Origin of the sequence: Bacillus sp. V2I10 (assembly GCF_030817055.1) — a bacterium.
GTDB lineage: Bacteria > Bacillota > Bacilli > Bacillales > Bacillaceae > Bacillus_P.
This window is the reverse complement of the sequence record NZ_JAUSYV010000001.1, coordinates 307,627-319,412: the sequence shown is the minus strand read 5'-3', so window position 1 is coordinate 319,412 and position 11,786 is coordinate 307,627. Positions and strand designations below refer to the sequence as shown.

Below are 11,786 nucleotides of genomic sequence, written 5' to 3'. Positions count from 1 at the left end.
TCAAATTATTTTACTAAATTGCTTTGAATTTCTTTAAGAATTTGCTCTGCACCTTCGCGGCTAAGAACTAATTTTCCGTTGCCTAGAGTGAAGTTATCATCAGATACTTCTCCAGTTACAGCACAAGTCATGTTTGGCTTATATTTTTTAAGGATAATTCTTTCGTCATCCACGTAGATTTCTAATGCATCTTTTTCTGCGATTCCTAAAGTGCGTCGTAATTCGATTGGAATAACCACACGGCCGAGCTCATCAACTTTACGTACGATTCCTGTAGATTTCATGTTTATGTTCTCCTCCCAATAATAGGTTCTCTATATGTTTTTTTCTTAAACTTCGTCATTTTTCGACAAAATCTTCATCCTCATAAGCATAACAGTGTTTCCAATAAACGTCAATCCTCAAATATCCAATAGTTTGTAAAAAAAAAGTGGGTTTTCCTTGAACCCTTATGCACTAAGCATAATAGGAATATATTCCCTTGATAAAAGGAAATTAAACTCATAAAAGGAAATTTTTAATTATACACTGAATAGTATTAATTCAAAATATTGTTTATTTTATTATAACTATTGTTCGACAAGAATCAACAAAAATAATTCATTAGGAAACATTTGGCATACCAGAGCCATTCATATTATTCCTGTCATCCTTTGTTTTTTTGTCCATAGAAGGTATATTTTCTTGATATTAAAGGCTAAGATGGTATCATAAAGGTATAAATAACAATGATTAGTCGCTCTCGTCCATTGGGGCGGGGGCTTTTCTTCTCTAACCCAGAGACAGTCTTCATTACCAGGAGGGAAACGGATGGAAGGTCACAAAAAGTCATTTTATATTACAACACCTATTTACTATCCAAGCGGAAAACTACATATTGGACATGCTTATACAACGGTTGCGGGTGATGCTATGGCCCGTTATAAACGCATGCGCGGTTTTGATGTTATGTATTTAACAGGCACAGATGAACATGGGCAGAAAATTCAGCGCAAGGCAGAAGAAATCGGAGTAACGCCTCAAAAATATGTTGATGACATTGTCAGCGGCATTAAAGATCTTTGGAGCAAACTTGATATCTCGTATGATGATTTTATTCGTACAACAGAAGACCGTCATAAAGAAATTGTTGAAAAGGTATTTGCGAAGCTGCTTGAGCAAGGTGATATTTATCTAGATCAATACGAAGGATGGTATTGTACACCTTGTGAATCATTCTTTACAGAAAGACAGCTTGAAAACGGAAACTGTCCTGATTGCGGTCGTCCTGTAGAAAAAGTAAAAGAAGAATCCTACTTCTTCAAGATGAGCAAGTATGCAGATCGTCTTCTGCAGTATTACTCAGAGAATCCGGAATTTATTCAGCCGGAATCACGCAAAAACGAAATGATTAACAACTTCATTAAACCAGGTCTTGAGGACTTGGCAGTATCTCGGACGACTTTTGATTGGGGAGTGAAAGTTCCGGGAGATCCAAAGCATGTCATATATGTATGGATTGACGCGCTGTCCAATTATATTACAGCACTTGGATATGGCTCGGAGAACGATGAAAAGTACAAAAAATTCTGGCCTGCAGATGTTCATCTAGTAGGAAAAGAAATTGTTCGTTTCCATACAATCTATTGGCCGATTATGCTGATGGCGCTTGATTTGCCGCTGCCGAAAAAAGTGTTTGCACATGGCTGGCTATTGATGAAGGACGGAAAAATGTCCAAATCAAAAGGAAATGTTGTAGATCCGGTTACGTTAATTGACCGCTACGGCCTTGATGCTCTTCGATATTATCTATTAAGAGAGGTACCGTTCGGTTCAGACGGCGTCTTTACTCCAGAAGGATTTATCGAAAGACTGAATTTTGATCTTGCAAATGACCTTGGAAACCTGCTGAATCGTACAATTGCCATGATTCAAAAATATTTCGACGGCGAAATCCCTGCGTACAGCGGACCTAAGACAGACTTTGACGGGGAATTAACAGCTTTCAGCAAAGATACCCTTGTAAAATACGAAGAAGCTATGGAGAAAATGGAGTTTTCCATTGCATTGAATGCACTATGGCAATTCATCAGCAGAACGAATAAATACATTGATGAAACACAGCCTTGGAATCTTGCAAAGGATGAGGAAAACCGTGAAAAGCTTGGTTCAGTTATGTATCATCTTGCTGAGTCCCTTCGTATTTCAGGGATCCTGCTGAAGCCGTTCCTTACGAAAACACCTGACAAGATATTTGAACAGCTTGGCATCCAGGAGCCCGCGCTAAAAGAGTGGGCCAGCTTATCAGAATTTGGTCAGCTGCCTCAAGTCAAAGTCTCTAAAGGGGTTCCGATTTTCCCTCGTTTAGAAGTGGAGGAAGAGGTTCAGTATATTAAAGAGCAAATGCAGGGAGCGGCTCCTGCTGCTGAGGAAGAAAAGAAAGAGCAAAAAGAGGATGCATCAGGCGAAATTACGTTTGATGAATTTATGAAAGTTGAAATGCGTGTTGCAGAAGTCATTCGTGCAGAACCGGTGAAAAAAGCGGATCGTTTATTAAAACTGCAGCTTGATCTAGGTTCTGAAAAAAGACAGGTTGTATCAGGAATTGCAAAGAGCTATCAGCCTGAACAGCTTGTCGGAAAGAAAGTCATTTGCATCACGAATCTTAAACCTGTAAAACTGCGCGGTGAACTTTCACAAGGCATGATCCTGGCTGGCGAAGAAGAAGGCAATTTGTCGCTTGCTACTGTCGATTCCAGTCTTCCAAACGGTACGATTATTAAATAAAAAAAGAGAAGAAAGAGGTGTTTCACGTGTAACAATCGGGAATGATGCCTCTTTTTTCTTTTGTTTAAACCTTATGAAAGGATGTCGAAACATGTTATTTGATACACATGCTCATTTAAATGCGATTCAATACAAGGATGACTTAGAAGAAGTGATTGATAGAGCACTTGAAGAAGGGGTAACCCATACGGTTGTAGTCGGCTTTGATACGGAGACCATTACACGTGCCATCGAGCTTGCGGAGAAGTATGATTTTATTTATGCAGCTGTTGGCTGGCATCCAGTAGATGCAATTGATATGAAAGATGAAGACCTCAAGTGGATAAAAGAACTGGCATCACACCCTAAAGTTGTAGCGATTGGTGAGATGGGGCTTGATTATTATTGGGATAAATCTCCGAAGGAAATTCAAAAGGAAGTATTCCGCAAGCAAATCGCCCTTGCAAAAGAAGTGAAGCTTCCGATAATTATTCATAATCGCGATGCAACATCGGATGTTGTTGAAATTCTTCAGGAAGAAAATGCGAGTGAAGTAGGCGGCATTATGCATTGTTTTACAGGAAGCCTTGAAGTGGCGAAACAATGTATGGATATGAATTTTTATATTTCATTTGGCGGGCCGGTTACATTTAAAAATGCTAAAAAACCGAAGGAAGTTGCTGCGCAGATTCCAATGGATCGTCTTTTGATTGAAACAGATTGTCCATACTTAACACCTCATCCGTTTAGAGGAAAACGAAATGAACCGAGCTATGTGAAATATGTAGCAGAGCAAATTGCTGAACTTAGAGAAATGGAATATGCGGAATTTGTTAGACAAACTTCCGACAATGCAAAAAGATTATTCGGCATTTCTCGCTAAAGGAATTTGTAGAATTTTGATAGGGCTTGTCCGAAAGTACAGGTTTTAAAGAGGTTCTACATGTCTCCTTTTCCTCATAGGATATATTTGTCGACAAGAATTGCTTCCCTTTTTGATAGTTTTTTAGCATAATAGTGATTACGATTAGAAAAATTTGATAGAAGTGGGTGAGGGTTGACAGCAAGATCGATACTCTATATAATCCTCGGAGGAGAAGGAGGCGTTTTTCATAGTGATAAATAATATGAAAAAGCTGTTATCCGCAAAACTAAGCTTTAACAAGATTGTCCTCGCAATTGTCAGTTTAGTAGTTTTGGGAACGGGTACTGCATTCGCGACATTTGAAGCGTCGAAGAACACGGTTACTGTTTCACTGAACGGCAAAGACGAGAAGCTCAGGACACACGCACGTACAGTTGATGAATTACTCCAAGATTTAGACATAGATAGAAAACAAGAAGACGAGGTATCCCCATCAGGAGATACTAAGATCAAAAACAATCTAAAAGTTGTTTATGAGGCTTCGAAACCTGTACAGCTTACGGTGGACGATGAGAAAAGGACAATAAGGACAACAGCAAAAACCGTAGAAGAATTTTTGAAAGAACAAAAAATAGCAGTTTCAGAGCACGATAAGATGAATGCTTCGCTACAAACGAAAATTTCTGATAATCTTAAGCTCAACATTGAGAAAGCCATACAGATCACACTAACAGTTGAAAATAAAAAACAACAAGTATGGTCAACTTCGACTACTGTCGCTGACTTTTTGAAAGACCAAAAGGTACAGGTAAATGAACTTGATAAGGTTGAACCCCAAATTCATGAAACATTGAGTGCAAATGACGCCGTAATAGTCACACGTGTAGAAAAAGTCACCGATGTAGTGGAAGAACCAGTTGCATTTTCAGTTGTAACAAAAAATGATAACAGCATTCCAAAAGGAAAACAGGAAGTTATTAAGCCTGGTACAGAAGGTACTGTTGCGAAACATTTTGAGGTTATGCTTGAAAATGGAAAAGAAGTGTCAAGAAAGCTGATCAAAGAAGAAACGAAAAGTGAAAGTCAGGACCGTGTTGTTGTAATAGGCACAAAAGCTGCACCTAAGCCTGTGAGTACGGCAAGTACTTCAAGCAAGCCTGAAACAGTGTCGCGTTCAAACGATTCTGTTGCTAAAGAGTTTTATGTTACATCAACTGCTTATACAGCTCATTGTAATGGGTGTTCCGGCACGACTGCCACAGGTGTCGATTTAAGAGCAAATCCGACTGCCAAAGTAATCGCGGTAGATCCAAGTGTTATTCCTTTAGGGTCTAAAGTATATGTAGAAGGTTACGGATATGCCATTGCCTCGGATACAGGCGGCGCAATCAAAGGGAAAAAGATTGATGTTTTCTTCTCTGATAAGGGAGCAGCCTATCGATGGGGAAGAAAGCAAGTTAAAATTAAAGTGTTAAATTGATTCTCTGACAGAGGGTTTAGATCCCTCTGTTTTTTTGCGTTATAATGGGGTACAATTACGTTTCAATAATATAGACGTTTGACCGCTCAGGAAAGTTTCATCTTTTTGGAGGAAAACATGAAAATTAAAGAAATTATTGTTGTTGAAGGAAGAGATGATACAACTGCCATTAAGCGCGCAGTTGATGCTGATACAATTGAAACGAACGGATCTGCAATTGGAGATTCGGTCATTGAACAGATCCGCCTTGCCCAGAAGACGAGGGGTGTCATTATTTTTACAGATCCTGACTTCCCCGGCGAAAAAATACGCAAAACGGTTGCAGAGCAGGTTCCCGGCTGCAAGCATGCTTTTATTACAAAACCTGAAGCCAGACCTAAAAATGGAAAAGGCATTGGGGTTGAGCATGCTTCCATAGAAGCGATCAGAAACGCTCTTAAAGAGATCAAAGAAGAGATGACGGATACAGATCCGATTATTGATAAAGAAGATTTGATAACGGCGGGTTTAATAGGCGGTCCAAAAGCGAAGGAGCGGCGTGAAAAACTCGGGGTGCTTTTGAAAATAGGCTATACAAACGGCAAGCAGCTTGAAAAAAGACTGCATATGTTTCAAATTACAAAACAAACTTTTGCACAAGCTATAGAGGAGATTGTTCGGGAGGAGCAGCAAAATGATTAAAGATATCGCAACACCGGTTCGCACGAAAGCTATTTTAGATAAGTACGGTTTTTCATTTAAGAAAAGTCTTGGACAAAACTTTTTAATTGACCCGAATGTGCTGAACCGTATTGTAGACCATGCAGATGTAACAGATGAAACAGGTGTTATTGAAATCGGTCCGGGGATCGGAGCTTTGACAGAACAGCTTGCCAAACGGGCAAAAAAGGTTGTTGCATTTGAAATTGATCAGCGCCTCATCCCGATCTTAAAAGACACCTTATCACCTTATGACAATGTAACAGTCATTCATCAGGATATCCTTTTGGCGAATGTAAAAGAGGTTATGGAAGAACAATTCAGGGACTGCCGCGAAGTGATGGTCGTCGCTAACCTCCCTTATTATGTAACAACTCCAATTATTATGAAACTGCTTGAAGATCATTTGCCTTTGAAAGGGATCGTCGTCATGCTTCAAAAAGAAGTAGCAGATCGAATCGCGGCTTCTCCTTCTTCAAAAGACTATGGTTCGCTTTCCATTGCTGTTCAATACTATACAGACGCCAAGACGGTCATGACGGTGCCTAGAACCGTTTTTATGCCCCAGCCTAATGTTGACTCAGCTATTATCCGGCTGCTTCTGCGTGAGGAAGCCAGAGTGGTTATAAAAGATGAAGACTTTTTCTTTAAAATCGTTCGTGCGAGCTTTGCTCAGCGAAGAAAAACACTCCTTAACAATCTGACTCATTCTCTTCCAGACGGAAAAGAAAAGAAACCTGCTATTGAACAAGCTTTAGAAAAAGCCGGCATCGACGGAAAGAGAAGAGGAGAAACTCTTTCGATTGAAGAATTTGCAGTGCTGAGTGATTTGTTAGTTGAGGATTTTAATGGATAAAGTTCATTTATGAAAAATTGCCCGCAGCGGAGACAGCTGCGGGCTTTTTATGATGGGCATTTTTGATGTGAAGGGCTGTCGGGGCTGCCCAAGGCGGTTCCGCTTTTCTGTATTGTCCAGCTCCATCACCCAGCCCCTCGGCCAGAACAGATTCCCCGAAAAAGTCAAACCCGGACTTTTCCGGTGAATCCTTATCTGTCTGTCGGGGCTAAACGGGTGGTTCCGCTTTTCCAGCGGGTCACACTTTTCAATTAGCATCATAGGCTAGAAAAGGATTGTTATTAGCTTAGGGGTCTATACGAATTAGACATAGAATGGGCATCACCTTAGGGGCCTAACCAGTCCGCGGTGCTCTAGATCAGTTCCGGCGAATCGGTCATTTGGAGTGAAGAACATGCAAGTGAAAATTGGAGATATCGTAGCCCGAAAATCATATCAGTATGATGTCATTTTTCGGGTGATAGACCTGAAACAAGAAGAAGATGGAAAGTGGGCTGCCATTTTATACGGAGAAGAAGTACGTCTGATCGCTGATGCCTTATGTGATGACTTGGCAATTATTGGAGACCGGGAACGCAATGAAAGGAAAGTGCATGAAAAAGAAAAGCTTGAGCAGTCTCTGTACTTATTAAAGCAGGATTACCGCTTGCTGCAGGAAAAACGTGAGTATGGGGCAACGGCAAGCTACAGCCACAATGAGGAGTTTTTTCATTTGCCTGGAAAAGTGCTCCACTTAGATGGCGATCCGCTATATCTGCAAAAGTGTCTGAATCTCTATGAGCGTGTCGGTGTCCCGGTATTTGGCGTACATGTGAAAGAAACAGAGATGCAGGATGTCGTAATGGATCTTATTGAAGAGTACCGGCCTAATATCCTTGTCATAACGGGTCATGATTCATACTCAAAGCATAAAGGTTCGATTAATGATCTCAATGCCTACCGTCACTCGAAGCATTTCGTTCAGACTGTGCGCAATGCAAGAAAAGCCGTCCCTAATCTAGATCAGCTGGTTATCTTTGCGGGGGCCTGTCAGTCTCACTTTGAATCTTTAATCAGGGCAGGAGCCAATTTTGCGAGCTCGCCCTCGCGAGTTAATATTCATGCACTGGATCCTGTGTATATAGTCGCTAAAATAAGCTTTACTCCATTTATGGAGAGAATTAATGTCTGGGATGTCCTGCGCAATACGCTTACAAGAGAGAAAGGCCTTGGCGGGATTGAAACAAAAGGTGTCCTCCGTACAGGCATGCCTTATCACAGACATGAGGACAATTCTTAGGGCCGCTTTCCACTTTGAGAGAGCGGTCTTTTCTTCCAATAGTGAATGTACGCCCGAAAACAAGCAGTTCTTATTGGACAAATGAAAACATTTCCTTTCTTTACATAAAAATTAAGAATTAGGTAAAACCTAATTTGTAGATAGAACGTGAATTTTGTTGAAAATATTTTGTTGACAACGAACTTTTATCACTGTTATAATTTAAATTTTATTTGACTTAAAATAGGCTATCGTGTATACTGAAATTAGTGAGGTGGATGCAATGGCAAAAACTTTAGTTGATATCAAAAATTCCCTGGATTCAAATCTTGGAAAGCGGCTTACGCTTAAAGCAAACGGCGGCCGCAGAAAAACGATTGAGCGTTCAGGTGTTCTTACAGAAACATACCCAGCTGTTTTCGTTGTACAACTAGATCAAGATGAAAATGCATTTGAACGTGTCTCATACAGTTATGCAGATGTATTAACTGAAACAGTGCAATTAACATTTTTTGAAGATACTTCAGGTTCAGTGGCAGTTGCTGGGCAGTAGACACATGTTTGCTGCTTTTTTTTTGGTTAAAAATCATTTAACGATTCTGTATTTATTTTGGATAACACTAACGCAAAGCCGCACATACTAATAGTGCCGCTTTTTTTTTATGCGGTTAAATCCAGCAGGATTTAGAATCAGACGTAAATTAAAGGGGTGTTCTGTGATGGGAAGACGTCAGGGAATCATGTCCGATGAATTTAAATACGAACTGGCTAAAGACTTGGGGTTTTATGATACGGTAAAAAATGAAGGCTGGGGTGCAATCAGATCGCGCGATGCCGGCAACATGGTGAAGAGGGCGATTGAGCTTGCAGAACAGCACCTTTCAAGTCAGAATAAAGCATAAAAACAGACGGCAGAAGCCGGGGCGATAAGCTCCGGCTTTTTCTCACAATAAAAACAGGCTCATTATTTCAAATGTTCCACCAATAAGCGGAAATGTCGAAAACTGCGTTATATTCATTCTATTTGTGGTACAATGTGGATAATTTCAGTTCGTTAAAAGTAGGTGAAAATGTTGCGTATTTTGGAGAAAGCACCAGCTAAAATCAATCTATCGCTCGATGTCCTTCATAAGAGAACAGATGGTTTTCATGAAGTGAAAATGATCATGACGACCATCGACCTGGCTGATCGCGTCGAGCTTGTGGAGCTTGCGTCTGATGAGATCAAAATCATTTCTCATAATCGATTTGTGCCGGATGACCAGCGGAATTTAGCTTATCAGGCTGCTTTAATATTAAAAAAGCAGTACGGTGTAAAAAAAGGGGTCTCAATAGCCATCACAAAGGTGATTCCCGTAGCTGCCGGCCTGGCAGGGGGCAGCAGTGATGCAGCTGCTACTCTTAGAGGTTTGAACAGGTTATGGAAGCTTGGACTTAGCTTAGATGAGCTTGCAGAGCTTGGAGCCGAGATAGGCTCAGATGTTTCATTCTGTGTCTACGGCGGAACTGCACTGGCTACGGGCCGGGGAGAAAAAATTCAGCATATCGATACGCCGCCTCATTGCTGGGTCGTACTGGCAAAGCCGACGATTGGCGTATCTACTGCTGATGTGTACCGCAATTTGAATTTGAGTGCTGTTGCTCATCCTGATGTAGAAGGGATGATTGAAGGAATTAAGAATCAGGATTTTGATCAGATTTGCAGCCTTTTGGGAAATGTCCTGGAAGATGTTACTATGAAAATGTATCCAGAGGTAGCTAATATTAAAGATCAAATAAAGCGGTTTGGTGCTGATGCTGTCCTGATGAGCGGCAGCGGGCCTACTGTGTTTGGCCTTGTCCGCTATGAATCGAGGCTTCATCGTGTGTATAACGGATTAAGAGGTTTTTGCGATCAGGTATTTGCTGTAAGATTGCTTGGGGAACGGAATAGCCTTGATTAAATCCGTATATTAAGTTATATTATCTTTAAAATATTCGGATTTTGGAGGTTATTCCATGAAATTTCGTCGCAGTGGAAGGCTTGTTGATATGACTTATTACTTGCTACAACATCCACATGCACTTGTTCCTTTAACTTTTTTCTCTGATCAATATCAATCGGCCAAGTCTTCAATCAGTGAAGATTTGACGATCATAAAGCAAACCTTTGAACAGCGGGGCATTGGTTCACTCTTAACCGTGCCGGGCGCTGCCGGCGGAGTTAAATTTATTCCTAAAATCGGAGTAAGTGAAGCAAAAGAAATTATTTCTGAGCTTTGCAGTCTGATGGCTAAACCGGAACGCCTTCTGCCCGGGGGATATTTATATTTAACAGATATACTCGGAAACCCGACTATGGTGAATCAGATTGGACGTTTATTTGCATCTGTTTTCGCTGACCGCAAAATTGATATTGTCATGACGGTAGCTACAAAAGGGATTCCTGTCGCTTACGCAGTAGCAAATCAGCTTGACGTACCAGTTGTCATTGTAAGAAGAGACAGCAAGGTAACAGAAGGACCGACTGTCAGCATCAATTATGTTTCAGGGTCATCAAAGAGAATTCAGACAATGGTTTTATCAAAAAGAAGTCTTAAAGTGGGCTCGAATGTCCTGATTATTGACGACTTTATGAAAGCCGGCGGAACAATAAATGGAATGGTCAGCATGCTTGAAGAGTTTAATGCAAATCTCGCCGGAATTGGCGTGCTGGTCGAATCAGAAGGTGTAGAAGAACGCCTTGTGGATGAATACATATCTGTTGTGAAATTAACGGATGTTGATGTAAAAGAGAAACAAATCGATGTCATGGACGGAAACTTCTTCCGCTTCTTAAACCAAGTAACTTTATAGGGAGAGATTATGATGAGAAAAATTGATACAAAAAAAGCTCCGGCGGCCATTGGTCCTTATTGTCAGGGAATTGTCATTGACCGATTATTCTTCAGTTCTGGTCAAATTCCGCTTACTCCTGAAGGTGAAATGGTGAATGGCTCAATTGAAGAGCAGACACATCAGGTTTTTTCGAATTTAAAAGCTGTGCTTGAAGAAGCGGGAGCCTCTTTACAGACTGTTGTAAAAGCAACTGTATTTTTAAAAGATATGAATACCTTCGCTGCATTCAACGAAGTGTATGCCGAATACTTCAGCGAACATAAACCTGCCCGTTCATGTGTTGAAGTAGCAAGATTGCCTAAAGATGCGCTGGTAGAAATTGAAGTTATTGCTTCTGTTAACTGATCATTTATAAGATGGAGCTTTTGCAAGATGAATCGTTTATGATTAGCTGTATATTAAAAAAAGCAGCTTGATTCCATTAATAAATGGCAAAAACACAAGCGTCCAGATAAAATGAGCACAATCACCTGATTTTTCAAAATATTTTTTCATTCTTGCAGGAAAAAGAAAAATTCCGTTGAATAACTTAACTAAAGTTTTTCATACAGGAAAAGGTGGTGAACAGAATGGAAGTAACTGACGTAAGATTACGCCGCGTAAACACCGAAGGCCGCATGAGAGCGATTGCATCAATTACGTTGGATCATGAGTTTGTTGTTCATGATATTCGTGTGATTGATGGAAACAATGGACTTTTTGTGGCAATGCCAAGCAAACGCACTCCAGACGGAGAGTTCCGTGATATCGCACATCCAATTAATTCTGGAACTCGCGGGAAAATTCAAGAGGCAGTATTAGCCGAGTATCATCGTTTAGGTGAACTTGAAGTTGAATTTGAGGAAGCAGGCGCTTCTTGATTATATGAAGCACTTCAAAAGTCGGGTAGGACTTAGTCCTACCCGACTTTTTTGTTTTTCTCATCAAAACTACAGTTGAGATAAAAGATCCTTACATATCATGACAATTTTATGAAAAATTATGTACTTTCATATGTTTCCTTGAA

The 11,786-nt window shown here is 40.5% G+C and carries 13 protein-coding genes; 12 read left to right on the top strand and 1 reads right to left on the bottom strand.

Annotated features, from left to right (window positions below; translation table 11 throughout):
- Positions 1-5: 5 nt before the first annotated feature.
- Positions 6-290, bottom strand: coding sequence for a transition state genes transcriptional regulator AbrB (locus tag QFZ72_RS01780; protein WP_175443492.1), 285 nt, complete (start codon positions 288-290; stop codon positions 6-8).
- Between the two features lie 520 nt (positions 291-810).
- On the opposite strand from QFZ72_RS01780, the gene metG reads away from it, so the two are divergent.
- The 12 genes from metG (at position 811) to spoVG (ending at position 11,640) form a co-directional block, all read left to right on the top strand.
- A complete protein-coding gene (gene metG / locus QFZ72_RS01775; protein WP_307428684.1) occupies positions 811-2,766 on the top strand; it encodes a methionine--tRNA ligase in 1,956 nt (651 codons plus the stop codon).
- A 91-nt stretch (positions 2,767-2,857) separates the two neighbouring features.
- Complete coding sequence (locus QFZ72_RS01770; RefSeq protein ID WP_307428681.1) at positions 2,858-3,628, top strand: TatD family hydrolase; 771 nt, start codon at positions 2,858-2,860, stop codon at positions 3,626-3,628.
- 232 nt (positions 3,629-3,860) lie between these two features.
- Positions 3,861-5,090, top strand: a complete 1,230-nt coding sequence (locus QFZ72_RS01765) for a G5 and 3D domain-containing protein (protein WP_307428679.1) — start codon at positions 3,861-3,863, stop codon at positions 5,088-5,090.
- 117 nt (positions 5,091-5,207) lie between these two features.
- The gene (gene rnmV / locus QFZ72_RS01760) at positions 5,208-5,771 is read left to right on the top strand and encodes a ribonuclease M5 (protein WP_307428676.1); all 564 of its coding nucleotides are present in this window, start codon (positions 5,208-5,210) and stop codon (positions 5,769-5,771) included.
- A complete protein-coding gene (gene rsmA, locus QFZ72_RS01755) occupies positions 5,764-6,645 on the top strand; it encodes a 16S rRNA (adenine(1518)-N(6)/adenine(1519)-N(6))-dimethyltransferase RsmA (RefSeq protein WP_307428673.1) in 882 nt (293 codons plus the stop codon). Before rnmV ends, rsmA begins: the two co-directional genes overlap by 8 nt.
- Positions 6,646-7,039: 394 nt before the next feature.
- Positions 7,040-7,924 (top strand): sporulation peptidase YabG, encoded by an 885-nt coding sequence (gene yabG, locus QFZ72_RS01750; RefSeq protein WP_307428670.1) that lies wholly within the window; start codon positions 7,040-7,042, stop codon positions 7,922-7,924.
- A 262-nt stretch (positions 7,925-8,186) separates the two neighbouring features.
- Entirely contained in the window at positions 8,187-8,456 is a 270-nt protein-coding gene (gene veg / locus QFZ72_RS01745) for a biofilm formation stimulator Veg (protein ID WP_070877642.1), read from the top strand.
- Positions 8,457-8,622: 166 nt separating this feature from the next.
- Positions 8,623-8,805 (top strand): small, acid-soluble spore protein, alpha/beta type, encoded by a 183-nt coding sequence (locus tag QFZ72_RS01740; protein ID WP_307428668.1) that lies wholly within the window; start codon positions 8,623-8,625, stop codon positions 8,803-8,805.
- 171 nt (positions 8,806-8,976) lie between these two features.
- Positions 8,977-9,846: a 4-(cytidine 5'-diphospho)-2-C-methyl-D-erythritol kinase gene (ispE, locus tag QFZ72_RS01735; protein ID WP_307439535.1), complete on the top strand. Its 870-nt coding sequence runs from the start codon at positions 8,977-8,979 to the stop codon at positions 9,844-9,846.
- Positions 9,847-9,901: 55 nt separating this feature from the next.
- On the top strand, positions 9,902-10,738 hold the full coding sequence (purR, locus tag QFZ72_RS01730) for a pur operon repressor (protein WP_307428665.1): 837 nt from the start codon (positions 9,902-9,904) through the stop codon (positions 10,736-10,738).
- Between the two features lie 9 nt (positions 10,739-10,747).
- Positions 10,748-11,125 carry a RidA family protein gene (locus QFZ72_RS01725; RefSeq protein ID WP_307428663.1) on the top strand — a complete coding sequence of 126 codons (378 nt, stop codon included), beginning with the start codon at positions 10,748-10,750 and terminating at the stop codon, positions 11,123-11,125.
- A 224-nt stretch (positions 11,126-11,349) separates the two neighbouring features.
- Entirely contained in the window at positions 11,350-11,640 is a 291-nt protein-coding gene (gene spoVG, locus QFZ72_RS01720) for a septation regulator SpoVG (RefSeq protein ID WP_070877647.1), read from the top strand.
- Positions 11,641-11,786 lie beyond the last annotated feature (146 nt).